The organism is Pseudomonas sp. p106 (genome assembly GCF_003936645.1).
GTDB lineage: Bacteria > Pseudomonadota > Gammaproteobacteria > Pseudomonadales > Pseudomonadaceae > Aquipseudomonas > Aquipseudomonas putida_E.
This window is the reverse complement of the sequence record NZ_RHQR01000003.1, coordinates 286,913-307,633: the sequence shown is the minus strand read 5'-3', so window position 1 is coordinate 307,633 and position 20,721 is coordinate 286,913. Positions and strand designations below refer to the sequence as shown.

Genomic DNA, 20,721 nt, shown 5'->3' with positions numbered 1-20,721 from the left:
CAGGTCGTTTATCCATGATGGCTCGAAGCAGCGGTTTTGCCAGCCCGAGCACCTTGGGCTGGGTATCAGAAAGCCTCAGAGCAGCACCACATCGTACTGCTCCTGCGAGTACATCGACTCGACCTGGAAGCGAATGGTTCGACCGATGAACGTTTCCAGCTCGGCCACGTTGCCGGACTCTTCATCGAGCAGGCGGTCGACCACCTTCTGGTTGGCCAGCACCCGATAGCCTTCTGCCTGATAGGCGCGGGCTTCACGAAGTATCTCGCGGAAAATTTCGTAACAGATAGTTTCCGGGGTTTTCAGCTTGCCACGCCCCTGGCAGGCGGTGCACGGTTCGCACAGCACCTGCTCCAGGCTCTCACGCGTGCGCTTGCGGGTCATCTGTACCAGGCCCAGCTCGGTGATGCCGATGATGTTGGTCTTGGCATGGTCACGTTCGAGCTGTTTCTCCAGCGTACGCAGCACCTGGCGTTGATGGTCCTCATCCTCCATGTCGATGAAGTCGATGATGATGATCCCGCCAATGTTGCGCAGGCGCAGCTGCCGGGCGATTGCCGTGGCCGCTTCGAGGTTGGTCTTGAAAATGGTCTCTTCGAGGTTGCGGTGGCCAACGAAGGCGCCGGTGTTGACATCGATGGTAGTCATTGCCTCGGCGGGGTCGACCACCAGATAGCCGCCGGACTTGAGCGGCACCTTGCGATCCAGTGCGCGCTGGATTTCGTCCTCGACGCCGTACAGGTCGAAGATCGGCCGCTCACCCGGGTAGTGCTCCAGGCGGTCGGCGATCTCCGGCATCAGTTCGGCAACGAACTGCGTGGTTTTCTGGAAGGTTTCCCGGGAGTCGATGCGAATCTTCTCGATCTTGGGGTTGACCAGGTCACGCAGTGTGCGCAAGGCCAGGCCAAGATCCTCGTAGATGACCGTCGGCGCGCCGCAGGTCTGGATCTGGCTGCCAATCTGCTCCCACAGGCGGCGCAGGTAGCGGATGTCCTGCAGGATCTCTTCGGCCCGTGCGCCCTCGGCAGCAGTGCGCAGGATGAAACCGCCGGCGTTCTTGATGTCTTCGCTGTCCATGCAGTCACTGACCACCTGCTTGAGGCGATCACGTTCGGCTTCGTCTTCGATCTTCAGGGAAATGCCGACATGGCTGCTGCGCGGCATGTACACCAGGTAACGCGACGGTATGGACAGCTGGGTGGTCAGCCGTGCGCCCTTGCTACCGATGGGGTCCTTGGTCACCTGCACCACCAGGGCCTGGCCCTCGTGTACCAGTGCGGTGATGGTCTCCACGGCAGAACCTTCGCGCTGGGAAATCTCCGAGGCATGAATGAACGCGGCGCGCTCCAGGCCGATATCGACGAACGCCGCCTGCATGCCTGGCAGCACCCGCACCACTTTGCCCTTGTAGATATTGCCGACGATGCCGCGACGCTGGGTGCGCTCGACGTGCACTTCCTGCAGCACCCCGTTTTCCACCACCGCCACACGCGACTCCATCGGGGTGATGTTGATCAGGATCTCTTCACTCATGGCAGGCTCTCGTCAAAGGTCTTCGGTAATCATGGATCGCGGGCGCCGGGCTGGCTACTGCTGCTTTGTTACCTCAGGAGAAAGCGCCGGCACCTGCCAGCAGGCGATACCGAATTGGGCGAGCAGCTCGGCCGTCTCGCTCAGGGGCAGGCCGACTACCGCCGAATAGCTGCCCTGAAGGCCGGTCACGAATACCGCCCCCAAGCCCTGGATGGCATAACCGCCAGCTTTATCCACTGGCTCGCCACTGGCCCAATAGCGCTGTGCTTCTTGCGGGTCGATGGCGCGAAAACATACGTTGCTGGTGACGCAGACACTCAGGCAGCACTGGCCATCGCTCAGCGCCACCGCCGTCAACACCTGATGTTCGCGCCCTGCCAGGTCGGCCAGCTTGGCCAAGGCATCTTCACGGTTTTCCGGCTTGCCGAGAATACGACCATCGAGCACCACCGCAGTGTCTGCGCCGAGCACCACGGCCGGGCCGGCAAGACTGGCAAGGCCAGCCTCGGCCTTGCTCCGGGCCAGGCGTTCGACATACGCCACGGCGCTTTCGTCTGGCAGCGGGGTTTCATCGATGGGGGCGCTGGTGACGGTGAACGGCACGCCGATCTGGGCCAGCAATTCACGACGACGGGGCGAGCCGGAGGCCAGGTAAAGTGGTTTCATGCAGACATCTCCCTGTCGGTGGCGGCGGCGCCGTCAGTTGATATGCAAACGCCGGCGCAGATCACGCAGGGCGAAGCTGATCCACGGCCAGAGCAAGGCGCTGATGACCGCCGACCAGACCAGCGCCAGCGTCGGCAAACGGTTGCCGGTGAGCGCACTGAGCCACAACTGGATCAGCTGGGCGATACCGAAGATCACCAGGATTACCAGGCTCTGCTGCCACATGGGGAACATGCGCAGACGCTGCTGCAGCGACAGCACCAGGAAGGTGATCAGGGTCAGGACCAGGGCATTCTGCCCGAGCAGCGTGCCGTACAGCACGTCCTCGGCCAGGCCCAGCACGAACGCAGTGGTCATGCCGACCTTGTTCGGGACCATGAGCGTCCAGAACGACACCAGCATCGCCAGCCACATGGGGCGGAACACCTCGAGAAACGGTGGCATGGGCGAGACGCTGAGTAGCAGGCCAATGGCGAAGGTCAGCCAGATGACCCACCCGTGGTTACGGCGCGTTTTGGCCATCATTGCCTCCGAGGCTGGGCAGGTGCCGCAGGCGCTGCGGCAGGGCTGGCGGGTGCCGGGGCAGGTACTGAAGCGGCCGGGGCCGGTACCGCTGTGGCAGGTACCGCGGGCGTGGCCGGGGCCGGCGCTGCCACTGCCGCTGCAGGCGTGCCGGGGGCAGCCTGTTCGCCACTGGCACCAGGCTGAGCAGGGTTCGCTGCGCCCTTGCGGTCCGCCTCTTCCTGGGCGAGCGCCGCGTCGGTGGCACGCTGCTCCGGAGAACGCCGGTCGCTGAACACCAGCAGCATGTAGCGGCTGCGGTTGAGTGCGGCGGTAGGAATGGCGCGAACGATGGCGAACGGCTGGCCGGAGTCATGGATCACTTCGTTGACCGTGGCCACCGGGTAGCCGGCCGGGAAGCGCTGGCCCATGCCGGAGCTCACCAGCAAGTCGCCTTCCTTGATGTCAGCCGTGTCGGCAACATGACGCAGCTCCAGACGCTCCGGGTTGCCAGTACCGCTGGCAATCGCGCGCAGGCCGTTACGGTTGACCTGTACCGGGATGCTGTGGGTGGTGTCGGTCAGCAGCAACACTCGTGCGGTGTAGGGCATCAGCTCTACCACCTGGCCCATCAGGCCGCGGGCATCGAGCACCGGCTGGCCAAGGAACACACCGTCGCGCTCGCCTTTGTTGATCAGGATACGGTGGGTGAACGGGTTGGGGTCGACGCCGATCAGCTCAGCCACCTCGACCTTCTCGTTGACCAGTGCAGAAGAGTTGAGCAACTCGCGCAGGCGCACGTTCTGCTCGGTCAGGGCCGCCAGCTTCTGCAGGCGCCCCTGCAGCAGCAGGGCTTCGGTCTTGAGTTTCTCGTTTTCCGCGATCAGTTCGTTACGGCTGCCGAACTGGCCCGCCACGCCTTGCCACATCCGCTGAGGCAAGTCGGTGATCCAGTACGATTCCATCAGTACCAGGCCCATCTGGCTGCGCACGGGCTTGAGCAGGTCAAAGCGCGCATCGACCACCATCAGCGCGACCGAAAGCACCACCAGTACGAGCAGGCGCACGCCCAGCGAAGGGCCCTTGGAGAAAAGCGGTTTAATGGGCCGTTCCTCGTGGACGACTCAGGAAGTCATTGGACATGGGACAACGCACCAGCCTGGTTGCGGGTTGACGGAAGCGGCGCCCCAACGGACGCCAGCCCAACGCATACAGGTAGCACTGCGCGTGCCACCTGTAAACCGGGCGCTCGATCACTCGCTGGAGAGCAGGTCCATCGCGTGCTTGTCCATCATCTCCAGTGCACGACCGCCGCCACGGGCCACGCAGGTCAGCGGGTCCTCGGCAACGATCACCGGCAAGCCGGTTTCCTGGGCCAGCAGCTTGTCGAGGTCGCGCAGCAGCGCGCCACCACCGGTCAGCACCAGGCCACGCTCGGCGATGTCGGAGGCCAGCTCCGGCGGAGACTGCTCCAGGGCGCTTTTTACGGCCTGAACGATGGTCGCCAGCGACTCCTGCAGGGCTTCGAGCACTTCGTTGGAGTTCAGGGTGAAGGCACGTGGCACGCCTTCGGCCAGGTTGCGGCCGCGCACGTCGACTTCACGCACTTCGCCGCCCGGGTAGGCGGTACCGATTTCCTGCTTGATGCGTTCGGCAGTGGATTCGCCGATCAGGCTGCCGTAGTTGCGGCGCACATAGGTGACGATGGCCTCGTCGAAGCGGTCGCCGCCAACGCGGACAGACTCGGCGTAGACCACGCCATTGAGCGAGATCAGGGCGATTTCAGTGGTACCACCACCGATATCGACGACCATCGAGCCACGGGCTTCTTCGACCGGCAGGCCCGCACCGATGGCAGCGGCCATTGGTTCTTCGATCAGGAACACTTCACGGGCACCGGCACCCAGAGCCGATTCGCGAATGGCGCGGCGCTCTACCTGGGTCGACTTGCACGGCACGCAGATCAGCACGCGAGGGCTGGGCTGCAGGAAGCTGTTTTCGTGAACCTTGTTGATGAAGTACTGCAACATTTTTTCACAAACGCTGAAGTCGGCGATGACGCCGTCCTTCATCGGACGAATGGCAGCAATGTTGCCGGGCGTACGGCCCAGCATGCGTTTGGCTTCGGTACCGACGGCGACGACGCTTTTCTGGTTGCCGTGGGTACGGATGGCAACTACCGAGGGCTCATTCAGGACGATACCGCGCTCACGCACGTAGATAAGGGTGTTGGCAGTACCCAGGTCGATGGAGAGATCGCTGGAAAACATGCCACGCAGTTTCTTGAACATGGGAAAGTGACCCTGGGGAAAGCGTGGGTAAAAAAGTGCGGCAAACTCTAACAATGGCAGGGATTTTGGGCAAGGAGCCAATATGTTAAATTGGTCGTTTTTCCGAGCACGCCAGCAGATGATCGCGGCCGTATGACCGCCAGAATGCCGACATGTTCCTCATCACGGACCTTATTCCGTTCTTTGTTTCCCCTGGAGATACCCATGGCGCTTGAACGCTGCGACGTGGAAAAGATCGCCCATCTGGCCCGCCTGGGCCTGAATGAAGGCGAACTGCCACGCATTACCGATGCACTGAACAGCATTCTCGGGCTGGTCGACCAGATGCAAGCGGTCGACACCACCGGCATCGAGCCCCTGGCCCACCCCCTGGAGGCCAGCCAGCGCCTGCGTCCCGACCAGGTCACCGAAAGCAACCAGCGCGATGCCTACCAAGCCATCGCACCAAAGACCGAAAGCGGTCTGTACCTGGTTCCCAAAGTCATCGAGTAAGGGATAGTGCCTGCCATGCATCAATTGACCCTGGCCGAGATCGCCCGCGGGCTCGCCGACAAGTCGTTTTCCTCCGAAGAGCTGACCGGCGCCCTGCTGGCGCGCATCCAGCAGCTCGACCCGCAACTCAACAGCTTCATCAGCGTCACCGAGGAGCTGGCCCTGGGCCAGGCCCGTGCCGCCGACGCCCGTCGCGCCGCCGGTGAGACCGGCGCACTGCTGGGCGCCCCTATCGCCCACAAGGACCTGTTCTGCACCAACGGCGTACGCACCAGCTGCGGCTCGAAGATGCTCGACAACTTCAAGGCGCCGTATGACGCCACCGTGGTCGCCAAGCTGGCCGAGGCCGGCATGGTCACCCTGGGCAAGACCAACATGGACGAATTCGCCATGGGGTCTGCCAACGAATCCAGCCACTATGGCGCGGTGAAAAACCCCTGGAACCTCGAGCACGTGCCAGGCGGCTCGTCCGGCGGCTCCGCTGCGGCCGTGGCTGCCCGCCTGCTGCCGGCGACCACCGGCACCGATACCGGCGGCTCGATCCGACAGCCGGCAGCACTGACCAACCTCACAGGCCTAAAACCGACGTACGGTCGCGTTTCGCGCTGGGGCATGATCGCCTATGCCTCCAGCCTCGACCAGGGTGGCCCTCTGGCCCGCACCGCCGAAGACTGCGCGCTGCTGCTGCAAGGCATGGCCGGTTTCGACGCCAAGGACTCCACCAGCATTGACGAGCCGGTGCCGGACTACAGCGCCAACCTGAATGCCTCGCTGCAAGGCCTGCGCATCGGCCTGCCGAAAGAGTACTTCGGCGCCGGCCTCGACCCGCGCATCGCCGAACTGGTCCAGGCCAGCGTCAAGGAGCTGGAAAAGCTCGGCGCAGTGGTCAAGGAAATCAGCCTGCCGAACATGCAGCACGCAATCCCTGCGTACTACGTGATCGCGCCGGCCGAAGCCTCTTCCAACCTGTCGCGATTCGACGGCGTGCGCTTCGGCTACCGCTGCGACGCCCCCAAAGACCTGACCGATCTGTACAAGCGCTCCCGTGGCGAAGGCTTCGGTGCCGAAGTCCAGCGCCGCATCATGGTCGGCACCTACGCCCTGTCGGCTGGCTACTACGACGCCTACTACGTCAAGGCGCAGCAGATCCGCCGCCTGATCAAGAACGACTTCATGGCCGCCTTCGAAGGCGTCGACCTGATCCTTGGCCCGACCACGCCCAACCCGGCCTGGAAGCTCGGCGCCAAGAGCAGCGACCCGGTCGCTGCATACCTTGAAGACGTCTACACCATCACCGCCAACCTGGCGGGCCTGCCGGGCCTGTCGATGCCAGCCGGCTTCGTCGATGGCCTGCCGGTCGGCGTACAGCTGCTGGCCCCGTACTTCCAGGAAGGCCGCCTGCTCAATGTCGCGCACCGCTACCAGCAGGTCACCGACTGGCACACCCGCGCCCCCAACGGCTTCTAAGGAATTCACACATGCAATGGGAAGTTGTGATCGGGCTGGAAATCCATACCCAGCTGGCCACCCAGTCGAAGATCTTTTCCGGCAGCGCCACCACCTTCGGCTCCGAGCCGAACACCCAGGCGAGCCTGGTTGACCTTGGCATGCCCGGCGTACTGCCGGTGCTGAACCAGGAAGCCGTGCGCATGGCCTGCATGTTCGGCCTGGCGATCGATGCCCAGATCGGCAAGCGCAACGTGTTCGCGCGCAAGAACTACTTCTACCCCGACCTGCCCAAGGGCTATCAGATCAGCCAGATGGACTTGCCGATCGTCGGCAAGGGCCACCTGGACATCGCCCTGGAAGACGGCACCATCAAGCGCATCGGCGTAACCCGCGCGCACCTGGAAGAAGACGCCGGCAAGAGCCTGCACGAAGACTTCAGCGGCTCCACCGGTATCGACCTGAACCGTGCCGGCACCCCGCTGCTGGAAATCGTATCCGAACCGGACATGCGCAGCGCCAAGGAGGCCGTGGCCTACGTCAAGGCGATCCACGCGCTGGTGCGCTACCTGGGCATCTGCGACGGCAACATGGCTGAAGGCTCGCTGCGCTGCGACTGCAACGTCTCGATCCGGCCCAAAGGCCAGGCCGAGTTCGGCACCCGCTGCGAGATCAAGAACGTCAACTCGTTCCGCTTCATCGAGCGCGCGATCAACAGCGAAATCCAGCGCCAGATCGACCTGATCGAAGATGGCGGCAAGGTGGTTCAGGAAACCCGCCTGTACGACCCGAACAAGGACGAGACCCGCTCCATGCGCAGCAAGGAGGAAGCCAACGACTACCGTTACTTCCCCGACCCGGACCTGCTGCCGGTGGTGATCGAGGACAGTTTCCTCGAAACCATCCGTGCCGGTTTGCCGGAGCTGCCACCGCAGAAGGTCGAGCGCTTCCAGAGCCAGTATGGCCTGTCGGCCTACGACGCCAACGTGCTGGCCTCCAGCCGTGAACAGGCGGACTACTTCGAGCAGGTGGTGAAGATTGGCGGCGACGCCAAACTGGCAGCCAACTGGGTCATGGTCGAACTGGGCAGCCTGCTGAACAAGCTGGGTATCGAGATCGACCAGGCACCGGTCAGTGCCGAGCAGCTCGGTGGCATGCTGCTGCGTATCCGCGACAACACCATCAGCGGCAAGATCGCCAAGACCGTGTTCGAGGCCATGGCCGCCGGTGAAGGCGATGCCGACAGCATCATCGAGAGCAAAGGCCTGAAACAGGTCACCGATACCGGCGCGATCGACAAGATGCTCGATGAAGTGCTTGCTGCCAACGCCGAGCAGGTCGAACAGTACCGCGCCGCCGATGAAGCCAAGCGCGGCAAGATGTTCGGCTTCTTCGTCGGCCAGGCGATGAAAGCCTCCAAGGGCAAGGCCAACCCGGGGCAAGTGAACCAATTGCTCAAGGCCAAGCTCGAAGGGTGAGCTTTGTAGGAGCGGCCTCGTGTCGCGAAAGGGCTGCAAAGCAGCCCCAAAGGCTTATGCAGTGACCTGGCCATGGGGCCGCGCTGCGGCCCTTTCGCGACACAAGGCGGCTCCTACAGCCACCGCGCCGCCAAGCGCGCCCAATGGCAGCACCGGAGCATCACCTTGCTAAAAAGATCCATCGCCACCCTGGCCCTGTTTTCCCTGTTGGCCGGCTGCGCCAGCCACGACATCGACCCCCGTGGTTACAACCAGACCGGCACCGCCTCCTATTACGGCGCCCGCCACCACGGCAAACGCACCGCCAGCGGCGAAGCCTTCAACCAGCACGGCCTGACCGCCGCGCATCGCAGCCTGCCCTTCGGCACCCGGGTACTGGTCACCAACCTCGCCAACCAACGCAGCGTGGTGGTCCGCATCAACGACCGCGGCCCGCACACACGCGGCCGGCTGATCGACCTGTCGCGCGCTGCAGCAGAAAAAATCGGCATGATCCGTAGCGGAACGGCGCGCGTGCGGGTACAAGGTCTAAGCGACTGACGCAACGGAGTTCCAACCATTTTCGACCTGGCCACCCTCCCCACCTTCAGCCTCCTGCAACTGGGCATAGCCTTGCTGTTGCTGGTGGCCGGCGCCGAACTGCTGGTGCGAGCCGCCCTTCGCCTGGCACAGCGTGTACACGTACGGCCGCTGATCATTGGCCTGAGCCTGGTGGCATTCGGCAGTACGGCGCCACAGCTGACCGTCAGCCTGCAGGCCGCCTATCAGGGCGCGCCCGATGTGGCCGTGGGCAGCGTGATCGGCAGTAACATCTTCAATGTTCTGGTGATCCTTGGCCTGGCTGCATTGATCATCCCGCTACGCGTGTCCCGCCAACTGGTGCGCCTGGACATTCCACTGATGATCCTCGCCAGCGCACTGGTCTATGCGCTGGCCGCCAACGGCCATCTGGGGCGCGTGGAAGGGCTGGTGCTGCTATCAGGCCTCGTGGGGTATCTGGTCATGCTCTGGCACCAGTCGCGCCACTATGCCCGCACCTACCCTGCACCGCGTGCGCTGGCCAGCAGCGCCGGGCGCTTCTGGACCGGCACACTGCTGCAGGTGGCGTTCGGCTTCGGCCTGCTCAGCCTGGCCGGCCACTTGCTGCTGGAAGCGGCGGTCGAAGTCGCGACCGACCTGGGCTTGTCTGAACGCATCATCGGCTTGACCGTTGTCGCGGTGTGCACGTCACTGCCCGAACTGGCTGCGGCGCTGATTGCCGCCCTGCGAGGGGAACGGGAGATCGCCGTGGGCACGGTGATCGGCAGCAACCTGTTCAATCTGCTGGCGGTGCTAGGCCTGACCGCACTGACCACACCCGAGCCGCTGACCATATCGCCAAACGCACTGGGCTTCGACCTACCGGTAATGCTCGGCGTCGCGGCGCTGAGCCTGCCAGTGTTCTACTCCGGGTACCGGATTACCCGGGCCGAAGGGCTGGTATTACTTGGCCTTTACCTGGTCTACGGGCTGCACGTGGTGGCGTTCACCATCGGCATGCCGCTGGCCGGCCGCCTGGAACGGCTGATGCTCTTCTACGTTCTGCCAGTGCTCGGCCTGGTGCTGTTGTACACCACTGTGAGGGCCTGGCGGCGGCAGCACTAACGGCGGGAAGGTGGTGTCGCGACGAAGTGCATGGCTTGGGTGGCGCGCCGCACCACTCAAGACATGCACCCTGACTCAAGCCTGCCGGGCTTTCTTCAACCGGAACGCTACCCAAAGCAGCGCAATCCACCCGGGTATCAGCATCACCGAAATACGAATCGGCGGGGTCAGGTACATCACCACCAGAATCAGCACGATAAATGCCAGGCACAGGTAGTTGGTGAACGGGTGCCCCCAGCTCTGGTAGAACGGCTGGATACCTGCCGCCAGCTTGGCCTTGCGGAACTTCAGGTGGGTAATGCTGATGCTCGCCCAGTTGATCACCAGCGCCGACACCGCCAGCGCCATCAGCAGGCCGAATGCATCACCCGGCATCAGGTAGTTGATCACCACGCACATGCCCGTAGCGAAAGCCGACACGCCCAACGCAGTCAGTGGCACACCGCTGCGGCTGACCTTGAGCAGCTGGCGTGGTGCGTCGCCCTGGCTGGCCAGGCCGAACAACATACGGCTGTTGGCGTACACGCAACTGTTGTAGACCGACAGCGCAGCTGTCAGCACCACGATATTGAGAATGGTCGCCACCAGGTCGCTGTCCAGTTCGTGGAAGATCATCACGAACGGGCTGCCACCCTGCACGACCTTCTGCCACGGGTACAGCGACAACAGCACCGCCAGCGCACCGATGTAGAAAATCAGGATGCGGTAAACCACCTGGTTGGTTGCCTTGGGAATGCTCTGGCGCGGGTTGTCCGCTTCGGCGGCCGTGATGCCCACCAGCTCCAGGCCACCAAAGGAGAACATGATCACCGCCAGCGCCATCACCAGCCCGGTGACGCCATTGGGGAAAAACCCGCCGTATTGCCACAGGTTGGCCACACTGGCGTCCGGGCCGCCGTGGCCACTGCTCAGCAGCCACGCGCCGAAACCGATCATGCTGACGATGGCCACCACCTTGACCAGGGCGAACCAGAACTCCATCTCGCCATAGACCTTGACCTGGGTCAGGTTGATCAGGTTGATCACCACGAAGAAGATCGCCGCCGTGGCCCAGGTGGGAAACTCCGGCCACCAGTACTGCACATAGATGCCAACGGCGGTGAGCTCGGCCATACCCACGAGCACATACACCACCCAGTAGTTCCAGCCCGAGACGAAGCCTGCGAACTCACTCCAGTACTGGTGTGCGAAGTGGCTGAAACTGCCGGCTACCGGCTCTTCGACCACCATTTCGCCCAACTGGCGCATGATGAAGAAAGCCATCAGGCCAGCGATGGCATAGCCCAGCAAAACGGAGGGGCCCGCCAGCTGGATGGTCTGGGCGATACCCAGGAACAACCCGGTACCGATGGCACCGCCCAGCGCGATCAGCTGGATATGGCGATTCTTCAGCCCGCGCTGCAACCGCTCGGGCGTGCTCTGGTCTTGCATGAAGTGTCCTTAAGCTCAGTGAGGCAGTGTTTTTTGAGGTATGCAGTCAAGGATCTAGATCCATCCGCCCCACTGCAAGATGAAAATACCAATATTGGTGGTGATCGCCGCCATTAGCGTAGTGATCACGATGATCGATGCCGCCAGTTCGTGATTGCCGTTGGCTGCCCGTGCCATGACGTAACTGGCCGCCGCAGTGGGGCTGCCGATGTACAGGAACAGAATGCCCAGCTCGGCCCCGCGAAAACCGCAGAGCCAGGCACCGAGCGTGCCGAACAGCGGCAACCAGAGCATCTTCACCAGGCTGGCATCGATGGCCAACTTGCCGCTGTCGCGCAGGGCGTTGAGCGACAGGGTGCCACCGATACAGATCAGCGCCAGCGGCAGGGTCATCTGCGCGAGGTAGTCGCCCGAGGTGAGCAACCAGTTGGGCAGGGGTACCTGCCCGTAGGCCATGGGCGTGGCCAGTAGCACGCTGATGATCAGCGGGTTGCTGAAAATGCTCTTGCAGATGCTCCACGGGTCGGACTTCAGGTCCGGGCTGTATACCGCCAGCACTACGGCTGAAAGCGAGTTGTACAGGAGGATCACCAGGCCTGCGAGCACTGCCCCCAGCGAGATACCGTAGTCCCCGTAAAGGCTGGCGGCCAGGGCCAGGCCGATCACGCCGTTGTTGCCGCGAAACGCACCCTGGGTGTAGATGCCGCGGTCGGCCAGCGGGCTGCGCCAGATTGCCAGGCCCCAGGCCACGGCGAAGCCGACCAGCGTGGCAGCGACGAAATAGAGGATGACACCCGGTTTGATCGCCGTTGCCAGGTCGGCATGGTAGATGCCGAGGAACAACAGCGCAGGCATGCAGACGTTGAACACCAGTTGCGAGGCAACCCGGTTGAAATTGTCGTCGATCAGGTGAATGCGTTTGAGCAGCACGCCCAGGAACAGCATGGCGAAGACGGGCGCCGTGATGTTCAGCGTCTGGATAAGAAGGGCGAGCATGCGCTAGCGATCCTGAAGGGTTGCCGTTAGGGGGCTAATGATACGCCAACGCGTCAGGAGTTGCGGGGATCAGCCGCAATATAAAGAAATTTCTGTTAGGCCCTATCGCCGGCAAGCCGGCTCCCACTGGTCCCCATCAAGCCTGAATACTGTGGAGCACCTGTGGGCCGGCTTGCCGGCGATAGGGCCGGTACTGCCAGGATAAGTTCAGCGCCGCACAGGCCGTTTCTGCAGCTTGCGCTGCAACGTGCGCCGGTGCATGCCCAGCGCCCGCGCGGTAGCGGAGATATTGCCCTCGTGCTCGCTGAGCACGCGCTGGATGTGCTCCCACTGCAAGCGGTCCACCGACATGGGGTTTTCCGGCACCAACGTATCCAGGTCCGTATGCTCCGAGAGCAGTGCCGCCAGCACATCGTCGGCATCGGCCGGTTTGCACAGGTAGTTGCACGCCCCGCGCTTGACCGCCTCGACCGCCGTGGCAATGCTCGAGTAGCCGGTGAGGATCACCACGCGCATTTCCGGGTCCAGCTCCAGCAGCTTGGGCAGCAGCACCAGGCCGGAGTCGCCCTCCATTTTCAAGTCCAGCGTGGCGTAGTCCGGCAGATCATTCTGCGCCAGGACCAGGCCTTCCTCGGCGGAGCTTGCAGTGCTCACGCGGAAACCGCGACGGCTCATGGCACGGGCCATGACCCGCGTGAAGGTGGCATCGTCATCCACCAGCAGCAGGTGCGGCAGCTCTTCGCTTTCGACCTGGTTTTCTTCGCTCATCATTCATCTCCTCGCTTGCCATGGGGCAGGCGCAGTTCGGTCAGGGTGCCACCCTGCTCATGACTATAGAGTTTCACCGAACCGCCCGCACGGGTCACGCTGGCTTTGCTCAAGAACAGGCCCAGGCCGAAGCCTTTGCCTTTGGTGGTAATGAAGGGTTTGCCGATTGCTTCGGCAATGGCCGGCGGCACGCCGGGGCCATGGTCGCGGATGCTGATGACGATGTCCTGGGCGTCCCAGTCCAGGCGTACCTCCAGGTCGTCAGGGCACGCATCGGCGGCATTGTTCAACAAGTTCAGCAGCGCCTGGGTCAGGTCCGGTGGCGGGGTCAGGCGGGGCACCTGGCCGTCGCGCAGACGCTGGAAGCGGTAGCTGGCTTCCGGACGCATCAGGTGCCAACGGTTCAGCGCCTCATCGAGCCACTCGGTCACATCCTGCTCCACCATCGCCAGGCGGCGATTGGCTTCAGCGGCACGCACCAGTTGCTGCAGGGTTTCCTTGCACAGCTTGACCTGGTCCTGAAGGATCTGCAGGTCCTCCTGCAACAGCGGGTCGGCGTGGTCCTGGCGCATTTCGTTGAGCAGCACGCTCATGGTCGCCAGCGGCGTACCCAGCTCATGGGCGGCACCGGCGGCCTGGGTGGCCACGGCCAACAATTGTTCGTCGCGCAGGCTTTCTTCGCGCCGTTCGGAGCGCAGTTTTTCCTGGCGGCGCAGCTCTTCGGCCATGCGCGCGGCGAAGAAGGTGATCACCGCAGCCGCCAGCGCGATGCTCAACCACATGCCGTAGACCTGCATCTTGTCCCGCGCCATCGGCAGGCCTTCAAGCGGGTAGAACTGCACCAGCAACAGGCTGTAGGCGGTCAGGGCGATACCCGACAGGATCAGCGAGTAGAGCCAGGGCAAGGTCACGGCGGCAATGGCCAGCGGCACCAGGTAATAGGAGACGAAGGGGTTGGTCGAGCCGCCCGAGTAATAAAGCAGCGCGCTGTGGATCAGCAGGTCGCAGGCCAGCTGCAGCGCGTATTCCAGTTCGGTGACCGGCAGCGACAGGCGCAAGCGCAACGCGGTGAAGGCGCACAGCAGGGACGACAGAGCCAGGGTCGCGGCCAGGGAAAACCACGGCAGCGGCAGCAGTTCGGTCCAGTAGGCAACGCCCACCGAGCCTGCCTGAGCGGCCAGGACCAGAACGCGAATGACAGTCAGGCGCCAGAGGTTCTGGCGGGTAGCGGACAGCGGTTGTGCGGCGGCGAGCATGAGCTCTCCTGATGAGTGCTCCAGGACAATCGGCTGGAGTATACCGAAGGCGCGCGCCCAGCTGCAGCGATGCGGCAAAGCGCCACAGTTTGTCACAGCTTCATGATGGCACTTTTGAACCCACTACACTGATCCCGGTCTGATGGGCCATGCGTGGGATGGATGGCCAGAACCCACGCCTTTCATTGCCAAGGAGTATCACATGCCTAACCCTCGTCGCGGCGCTGCCCTGATCCTGTCCTGCGGCCTGCTCGCCAGCCTGCCGGCGCTGGCGGCTGATGAGCCGCGCTACAACCAGATATCGCTGCGTGCAGAAGTCAGCAAGGAAGTGCCCCGTGACCTGATGGTCGTGACCCTTTATAGCGAAGCGCAGAACACCGACCCGGGCAAGCTTGCCAAACAGATCACCGAAACCATGAACAAGGCCGTGCAGCAGGCCCGCCAGGTCAAGGACGTGAAAATCAGCCAGGGCAGCCGCAACAGCTACCCGGTCTACGACAGCAAGGGGCAGAAGATCACCGGCTGGCGCGAGCGTGCCGAAGTGCGCCTGGAAAGCGCCGACTTCCCGGCCCTCTCTCAGCTCAGTGCCGACCTGCTGCAAGACCTGAAGATGGGCGGCATGGACTTCTCCATCGCCCCGGCCACGCGCAAGGCCAGCGAAGACGCCTTGCTCAAGGATGCGGTCAATGCCTTCAAGGCCCGTGCGCAACTGGCCACCGAAGCCCTGGGTGGCAAGGGCTATAAAGTGGTCAGCCTGAACCTCAACAGCAGCGGCTACCCACGCCCCTATCTGCGCAGCGCGCCAATGGCCATGAAAGCCATGGGTGCCGACGAAGCAGCACCGGCGCCGGATATCGAGGCGGGTACCAGCGAAGTCAGCATGAACGCAGACGGCCTGATCGAAGTGCAGATGCCTTGATCAACGCAGGCGATACAAGGGGCGCATTGCGCCCCAGCAGCACAAATAGAGACATTTCCTACGCACTCAAATAGTGCTTCCTACAAATTCCCTCCCGCGAAACATCCCGAAAAAAGCCATCATTTTGCCCTCGCAAACGTTCAACTCCCTCGAAATTTATACATATGCGACATCCATGTACGCCCGTACTACTTTTCTGACGCCAACTATCCTTCGCAGTGTTGCATTGGGAACACACCCTGCATAAGTATCCGCAGGTCGGCTCACGAGGCCACCTCGAATCAGAAAAATGACAACAATGAGGCCACCATGCTCAAACACGCAGTCATTCCGTTCCTGCTCGGCGCAGGCTTGCTGACCGGCGCTCCGCTTGCCCACGCCGCGTCCAACCTGGTGTTCTGCTCCGAAGGCAGCCCCGCCGGCTTCGACCCGGGGCAATACACCACCGGAACCGACTTCGACGCCTCGGCCGAGACCGTGTTCAACCGCCTGACCCAGTTCGAACGTGGCGGCACCGCCGTTATCCCCGGCCTGGCGACCAAATGGGAGGTGTCCGACGACGGCAAGACCTACACCTTCCACCTGCGCGAAGGGGTCAAGTTCCACACCACCGATTACTTCAAGCCAAGCCGCGAATTCAACGCAGACGACGTGCTGTTCACCTTCAACCGCATGCTCGACAAGAATCACCCGTTCCGTAAGGCCTACCCCACTGAGTTCCCCTACTTCACCGACATGGGCATGGACAACAACATCGCCAAGGTGGAGAAGCTCGACGAGCACACCGTCAGGTTCACCCTCAACCAGGTGGACGCCGCGTTCATCCAGAACCTGGCGATGAGCTTTGCCTCCGTGCAGTCGGCCGAGTACGCCGACCAGTTGCTCAAAGAAGGCAAGGCTGCAGACATCAACCAGAAACCGATCGGCACCGGCCCGTTCGTGTTCAGCAAGTACCAGAAGGACGCCCAGATCCGCTTCAAGGGCAACAAGGATTACTGGAAACCCGAGGACGTGAAGATCGACAACCTGATCTTCGCCATCACCACCGACGCCTCGGTGCGCATGCAGAAGCTGAAGAAGAACGAGTGCCAGGTGACCTTGTTCCCGCGCCCTGCCGATATCGAGCCGCTCAAGGCCAACGACAAGCTGCAGATGCCGCACCAGGCCGGTTTCAACCTGGGCTACATCGCCTACAACGTGATGGACAAGCTCAAGGGCAGTGACCAACCCAACCCGTTGGCTCAACTGAAGGTGCGCCAGGCACTGGACATGGCCGTCGACAAGCAGAAGATCATCGAATCGGTCTACCAGGGCGCCGGCCAGCTCGCCGTCAATGCCATGCCGCCGACCCAGTGGTCCTACGACGAAAGCATCAAGGATGTGCCGTACGACCCGGAAAAGGCCAAGCAACTGCTCAAGGAAGCCGGGATCAAGGAAGGCACCGAAATCACCCTGTGGGCCATGCCGGTGCAACGCCCGTACAACCCCAACGCCAAGCTGATGGCCGAGATGCTGCAGGCTGACTGGGGCAAGGTCGGCATCAAGGCGAAAATCGTCAGTTACGAGTGGGGCGAGTACATCAAGCGTTCCAAAGGCGGCGAACAAGGCGCCATGCTGATCGGCTGGAGCGGCGACAACGGTGACCCGGACAACTGGCTAGGCACCCTGTATGGCTGCGATGCCATCGAAGGCAACAACTTCTCCAAGTGGTGCTACAAGCCCTACGACGACCTGATCAAGCAGGCCAAGGCCACTTCCGACCAGGCCAAGCGCACCGAGCTGTATAAACAGGCGCAGCATATCCTCAAAGATCAGGTACCGATCACGCCAATCGCCCACTCCACGGTCTACCAGCCGATGAGTGCCAAGGTGAAGGGCTTCAAGATCAGCCCGTTCGCACTGAACTCCTTCTACGGCGTCAGTGTGGAGAAATAGCACCGGGCACACGCACCACCCCTCGCCCACTTCCACCCTTCGAACTCCCCCCGGCGCTACCCGCGCCGGGGTTGGGGGCCCTGTTGCCGCATTTCGTATCCCGAAGCGGCAAAAACAGACGGAAAAAAGGATTTGCCATGCGCCACACCACACTGTTTTCCACGCTGCTCGCCGTGGGCCTGCTGAGCCAGGCATCAGCCCCTCAGGCCAGTAGCCTGGTGTTCTGCTCCGAGGGTAGCCCGGCCGGGTTCGACACAGCCCAATACACCAGTGCCACCGACAACGATGCGGCAGAACCGATCTACAACCGCCTGGTGGAATTTCAACGCGGCGGTACGGCAGTGCATCCCGCCCTGGCAACGAAGTGGGAAGTATCCGACGATGGCCTGCGCTACACCTTCCACCTGCGCGAGGGGGTGAAATTCCACGCCAACAAGGCATTCACCCCCAGCCGCGACTTCAACGCCGATGACGTGCTGTTCACCTTCAACCGCATGCTCGACCGCGAGCACCCGTTCCGCCAGGCCTACCCCACCGAGTTCCCCTACTTCGTCAGCATGGGCCTGGACAAGAACATCGTCGGTATCGAAAAGACCGGCACGATGACCGTGGTGTTCACCCTGAACAAGGTCGATGCCGCCTTCGTGCAAAACCTGGCGATGAGCTTCGCTTCGGTGCTTTCGGCTGAATATGCCGAGCATCTGATGGCGAGCGGGCGCCCCAGCGACATCAACCAGCAGCCTATCGGTACCGGCCCGTTCGTGTTCCAGCGCTACCAGAAAGATTCGCAGATCCGCTTCAAAGGCAACAAGGACTACTGGGCACCGGACGAGGTGAAACTCGACAACCTGGTATTTTCGATCAACACCGACCCCTCGGTGCGCATCCAGAAGCTGCGCCGCGGCGAATGCCAGGTCACCTTGCACCCACGCCCGGCCGACCTGCCAGCCCTCAAGCAGGACAGCAAGCTGCAGGTGCTGCAACAACCAGGCTTCAACCTCGGCTATATCGCTTACAACACCCAGCACCCGCCCTTCGACCGCCTGGAGGTACGCCAGGCCATGGACATGGCAGTGAACAAGCAGGCGATCCTGCAGGCGGTGTATCAGGACTCGGGGCAACGCGCAGTCAACGCCATGCCACCAACCCAATGGTCCTATGACGACAGCTTAAAGGACGCACCCTACGACCCTGAGCAGGCCCGCCAGCTGCTCAAGCAGGCCGGGGTCAAGGAAGGCACCGAAGTCACCCTGTGGGCCATGCCCGTGCAGCGCCCGTACAACCCCAACGCCAAGCTCATGGCCGAGATGCTTCAGGCCGACTGGAGCAAGCTGGGCTTGAAAGTGCGCATCGTCAGTTATGAATGGGGCGAATACCTCAAGCGCATGAAAAGCGGCGAGCACGACATCGCCCTGATCGGCTGGACCGGTGACAACGGCGACCCGGATAACTGGCTGGGCACCCTCTACAGCTGCGATGCCATCGGCAGCAACAACTACTCGCAGTGGTGCGACCGGCAGTACGACAGCCTGGTCAAGCAAGCCAAGCAGGTAACCGACCGCGAGCAGCGCACAGTGCTGTACCAGCAGGCCCAGCAACGCCTCAAACAGCAGGTGCCGATCACGCCGGTGGCGCACTCCACGGTGAACCAGCCGCTCAGCGTCAAGGTGGCCGGCTTCAAGGTGAGCCCCTTTGGCCGCAACGACTTTTCCGGAGTGAGCGTTGATTGAGCGTTAGCCGGTAGCGGCCCTCTCGCCGGCAAGCCGGCTCCTACAAAAATGGCACAAGCCTGGGGATCTTTATTGATTCCTGTGGGCGCCGGCTTGCCGGCGAAAGGGCCAGCACTGGCCACACACCTCCCCCTGATTGGCCCGGCAACCCCGGGCAACCCTGGCAACACCGCAACAACCCGGCCCACAAGGCCAGGCAATAACTAAAAGAACAGAAAGGGAGCTTTCATCTTGAGACTATTCACGTTCACCACACTGGCGTTATCCATCGCCACCTTCGCCGCCGTGGCCCAGGCCGACACCCAAAGCCAGGACTACGTCCCGTTCACCCTCAAAGGCACCAGCGAGCAGGATGAGGCCAAAGGTTTCATCGACGGCCAGAGCCTGTCCGGCAGCACCCGCAACTGGTACGCCCGCGAACGGGCCACCCGCGCGCCGTTGTTCAAGTACTACAAAAGCGACGGCACACGCCACGACAGCCACAGCCGCGACAACTGGCTGCAGGGCACCATCCTCAACTACAGCTCAGGCTTCACCCAGGGCACCGTGGGTTTTGCCGTGGAGGCAGCCGGCTACAACGCCATCGCTCTGGAGCAAGGCCGCGCCGCAGTCGCCGGGCCGAACAACCGTACCCTGACCCATAGCGATGGCGACCCCATCGGCCAGTGGAGCAAGATGGGCCTGGCCAACCTCAAGGCACGGGTGTCCAACACCACCCTCACCGTCGGCCGCCAGTCCGTGGACACGCCGATGATCGCTTACATCGGCAACCGCGCCCTGCCCTCCAGCTTCCAGGGCGCGTTCCTGCACAGTGCAGAGTTCGACAACCTGTCATTCGACCTGGGCACCTTCGACCGTGTCTCGCCGCGCACCGAACAGAGCCTGAGCAAGTTTCGCAGCGAGTATGGCGCAGCGGGCGTGGAAACCGACCGTGCCAGTACCGCCGGGGTCAACTACCAGCCGCTCAAGAGCCTGACCACCAGCCTGTACGCCACCAAGGTCGACGACTTCTGGAACCAGTACTACTTCGGCGCCAGCCACGTGCTGGGCGACAGCGCGGTGCTGAGCCTGACCACCGGCCTGAACTACTACAAGACCGTGGACGCAGGCAGCCAGAAGATGGGCGAGATCGACAACGACACCTACAGCCTGTCGTTCGGCCTGACCCACCAGGCCCACACCCTCAGCGCTTCGTGGCAGCAGGTCAACGGTAACGAGTACTTCGACTACCTGCACGAAACCAACGGCATTTACCTGGCCAACTCCCTGCTCTCGGACTTCAACGGCCCGAACGAGAAATCCCTGCAGATTTCCTACGTGCTGAACATGGCGCCGTATGGCGTGCCGGGCCTGAAGTTCAACCTGTACAACGCCCGCGGCTGGGGCATCGACGGCACCCATTACCGCGGTACGGCCTATGACGTGAACGGCCTGGATGGCGAAACCCACTATGAGTGGGGTATCGGCACCAGCTACGCGGTGCAGAGCGGGCCGCTGAAAGACACCAGCATCCGCGCTACCTATACCGCGCATCGCGCCAGCAAGGCACAGGCCGATGGCAGCCTGGATGAGTTCCGCGTGGTGACCACCATTCCGTTCAACATTCTCTGACCGCTTACGCCCAGGTCCGCTTCA

18 protein-coding genes are annotated in these 20,721 nt (G+C 62.7%); 9 read left to right on the top strand and 9 right to left on the bottom strand.

The annotated features are described in order from the left end of the window. Window positions 1-75: 75 nt before the first annotated feature. The 5 genes from rng to mreB form a co-directional block, all read right to left on the bottom strand. On the bottom strand, window positions 76-1,533 hold the full coding sequence (rng, locus tag EGJ09_RS06015; protein ID WP_012316090.1) for a ribonuclease G: 1,458 nt from the start codon (window positions 1,531-1,533) through the stop codon (window positions 76-78). 54 nt (window positions 1,534-1,587) lie between these two features. Further along, complete coding sequence (locus EGJ09_RS06010; RefSeq protein ID WP_125923447.1) at window positions 1,588-2,199, bottom strand: nucleoside triphosphate pyrophosphatase; 612 nt, start codon at window positions 2,197-2,199, stop codon at window positions 1,588-1,590. Window positions 2,200-2,232: 33 nt separating this feature from the next. Next, complete coding sequence (gene mreD / locus EGJ09_RS06005) at window positions 2,233-2,721, bottom strand: rod shape-determining protein MreD (protein WP_012316092.1); 489 nt, start codon at window positions 2,719-2,721, stop codon at window positions 2,233-2,235. Further along, window positions 2,721-3,803 carry a rod shape-determining protein MreC gene (mreC, locus tag EGJ09_RS06000; protein ID WP_125923446.1) on the bottom strand — a complete coding sequence of 361 codons (1,083 nt, stop codon included), beginning with the start codon at window positions 3,801-3,803 and terminating at the stop codon, window positions 2,721-2,723. The genes mreD and mreC overlap by 1 nt, the downstream gene beginning before the upstream one ends. 150 nt (window positions 3,804-3,953) lie before the next feature. Further along, on the bottom strand, window positions 3,954-4,991 hold the full coding sequence (gene mreB, locus EGJ09_RS05995; RefSeq protein WP_003255163.1) for a rod shape-determining protein MreB: 1,038 nt from the start codon (window positions 4,989-4,991) through the stop codon (window positions 3,954-3,956). A gap of 204 nt (window positions 4,992-5,195) precedes the next feature. Between mreB and gatC the strand changes: the two genes are divergently transcribed. The 5 genes from gatC to EGJ09_RS05970 all read left to right on the top strand — a co-directional run bounded on the left by gatC (window position 5,196) and on the right by EGJ09_RS05970 (window position 10,051). Beyond that, on the top strand, window positions 5,196-5,483 hold the full coding sequence (gene gatC / locus EGJ09_RS05990; RefSeq protein WP_012316094.1) for an Asp-tRNA(Asn)/Glu-tRNA(Gln) amidotransferase subunit GatC: 288 nt from the start codon (window positions 5,196-5,198) through the stop codon (window positions 5,481-5,483). 15 nt (window positions 5,484-5,498) lie between these two features. Beyond that, the gene (gene gatA, locus EGJ09_RS05985) at window positions 5,499-6,950 is read left to right on the top strand and encodes an Asp-tRNA(Asn)/Glu-tRNA(Gln) amidotransferase subunit GatA (RefSeq protein WP_115273939.1); all 1,452 of its coding nucleotides are present in this window, start codon (window positions 5,499-5,501) and stop codon (window positions 6,948-6,950) included. Window positions 6,951-6,961: 11 nt separating this feature from the next. Next, window positions 6,962-8,407 (top strand): Asp-tRNA(Asn)/Glu-tRNA(Gln) amidotransferase subunit GatB, encoded by a 1,446-nt coding sequence (gene gatB, locus EGJ09_RS05980; RefSeq protein ID WP_039603446.1) that lies wholly within the window; start codon window positions 6,962-6,964, stop codon window positions 8,405-8,407. Between the two features lie 165 nt (window positions 8,408-8,572). Further along, the gene (locus tag EGJ09_RS05975) at window positions 8,573-8,947 is read left to right on the top strand and encodes a septal ring lytic transglycosylase RlpA family protein (RefSeq protein WP_115275495.1); all 375 of its coding nucleotides are present in this window, start codon (window positions 8,573-8,575) and stop codon (window positions 8,945-8,947) included. A gap of 60 nt (window positions 8,948-9,007) precedes the next feature. Then, on the top strand, window positions 9,008-10,051 hold the full coding sequence (locus tag EGJ09_RS05970) for a calcium/sodium antiporter (RefSeq protein ID WP_046784454.1): 1,044 nt from the start codon (window positions 9,008-9,010) through the stop codon (window positions 10,049-10,051). Between the two features lie 75 nt (window positions 10,052-10,126). On the opposite strand, the gene EGJ09_RS05965 is transcribed toward EGJ09_RS05970, so the two are convergent. The 4 genes from EGJ09_RS05965 to EGJ09_RS05950 form a co-directional block, all read right to left on the bottom strand. Then, complete coding sequence (locus EGJ09_RS05965; protein ID WP_046784455.1) at window positions 10,127-11,482, bottom strand: amino acid permease; 1,356 nt, start codon at window positions 11,480-11,482, stop codon at window positions 10,127-10,129. 54 nt (window positions 11,483-11,536) lie between these two features. Beyond that, window positions 11,537-12,478, bottom strand: coding sequence for an AEC family transporter (locus EGJ09_RS05960; protein ID WP_046784456.1), 942 nt, complete (start codon window positions 12,476-12,478; stop codon window positions 11,537-11,539). 207 nt (window positions 12,479-12,685) lie between these two features. Next, entirely contained in the window at window positions 12,686-13,246 is a 561-nt protein-coding gene (locus tag EGJ09_RS05955) for a response regulator transcription factor (RefSeq protein WP_039604181.1), read from the bottom strand. After that, window positions 13,246-14,502 carry an ATP-binding protein gene (locus EGJ09_RS05950; RefSeq protein ID WP_046784457.1) on the bottom strand — a complete coding sequence of 419 codons (1,257 nt, stop codon included), beginning with the start codon at window positions 14,500-14,502 and terminating at the stop codon, window positions 13,246-13,248. The genes EGJ09_RS05955 and EGJ09_RS05950 overlap by 1 nt, the downstream gene beginning before the upstream one ends. 202 nt (window positions 14,503-14,704) lie before the next feature. Here EGJ09_RS05950 and EGJ09_RS05945 point away from each other — a divergent pair, with 202 nt between their 5' ends. From EGJ09_RS05945 to EGJ09_RS05930, 4 genes are all read left to right on the top strand, one after another. After that, the gene (locus tag EGJ09_RS05945) at window positions 14,705-15,421 is read left to right on the top strand and encodes an SIMPL domain-containing protein (protein WP_046784458.1); all 717 of its coding nucleotides are present in this window, start codon (window positions 14,705-14,707) and stop codon (window positions 15,419-15,421) included. A 309-nt stretch (window positions 15,422-15,730) separates the two neighbouring features. Then, window positions 15,731-17,356, top strand: coding sequence for an ABC transporter substrate-binding protein (locus tag EGJ09_RS05940; protein WP_046784459.1), 1,626 nt, complete (start codon window positions 15,731-15,733; stop codon window positions 17,354-17,356). 137 nt (window positions 17,357-17,493) lie between these two features. Next, a complete protein-coding gene (locus EGJ09_RS05935) occupies window positions 17,494-19,086 on the top strand; it encodes an ABC transporter substrate-binding protein (protein ID WP_125923445.1) in 1,593 nt (530 codons plus the stop codon). Window positions 19,087-19,317: 231 nt separating this feature from the next. Further along, complete coding sequence (locus tag EGJ09_RS05930; protein WP_125923444.1) at window positions 19,318-20,697, top strand: OprD family porin; 1,380 nt, start codon at window positions 19,318-19,320, stop codon at window positions 20,695-20,697. Window positions 20,698-20,721 lie beyond the last annotated feature (24 nt).

What these genes read in the sequence shown, in the direction of transcription:
- gatC (WP_012316094.1), top strand. Translation starts at nt 5,196, where the DNA reads ATGGCGCTTGAACGCTGCGACGTGGAAAAGATCGCCCATCTGGCCCGC.
- gatA (WP_115273939.1), top strand. Translation starts at nt 5,499, where the DNA reads ATGCATCAATTGACCCTGGCCGAGATCGCCCGCGGGCTCGCCGACAAG.
- EGJ09_RS05950 (WP_046784457.1), bottom strand. Translation starts at nt 14,502, where the DNA reads ATGCTCGCCGCCGCACAACCGCTGTCCGCTACCCGCCAGAACCTCTGG.
- EGJ09_RS05940 (WP_046784459.1), top strand. Translation starts at nt 15,731, where the DNA reads ATGCTCAAACACGCAGTCATTCCGTTCCTGCTCGGCGCAGGCTTGCTG.
- rng (WP_012316090.1), bottom strand. Translation starts at nt 1,533, where the DNA reads ATGAGTGAAGAGATCCTGATCAACATCACCCCGATGGAGTCGCGTGTG.
- EGJ09_RS05945 (WP_046784458.1), top strand. Translation starts at nt 14,705, where the DNA reads ATGCCTAACCCTCGTCGCGGCGCTGCCCTGATCCTGTCCTGCGGCCTG.
- mreB (WP_003255163.1), bottom strand. Translation starts at nt 4,991, where the DNA reads ATGTTCAAGAAACTGCGTGGCATGTTTTCCAGCGATCTCTCCATCGAC.
- EGJ09_RS05935 (WP_125923445.1), top strand. Translation starts at nt 17,494, where the DNA reads ATGCGCCACACCACACTGTTTTCCACGCTGCTCGCCGTGGGCCTGCTG.
- mreD (WP_012316092.1), bottom strand. Translation starts at nt 2,721, where the DNA reads ATGGCCAAAACGCGCCGTAACCACGGGTGGGTCATCTGGCTGACCTTC.
- EGJ09_RS05965 (WP_046784455.1), bottom strand. Translation starts at nt 11,482, where the DNA reads ATGCAAGACCAGAGCACGCCCGAGCGGTTGCAGCGCGGGCTGAAGAAT.
- EGJ09_RS05955 (WP_039604181.1), bottom strand. Translation starts at nt 13,246, where the DNA reads ATGAGCGAAGAAAACCAGGTCGAAAGCGAAGAGCTGCCGCACCTGCTG.
- EGJ09_RS06010 (WP_125923447.1), bottom strand. Translation starts at nt 2,199, where the DNA reads ATGAAACCACTTTACCTGGCCTCCGGCTCGCCCCGTCGTCGTGAATTG.
- EGJ09_RS05960 (WP_046784456.1), bottom strand. Translation starts at nt 12,478, where the DNA reads ATGCTCGCCCTTCTTATCCAGACGCTGAACATCACGGCGCCCGTCTTC.
- gatB (WP_039603446.1), top strand. Translation starts at nt 6,962, where the DNA reads ATGCAATGGGAAGTTGTGATCGGGCTGGAAATCCATACCCAGCTGGCC.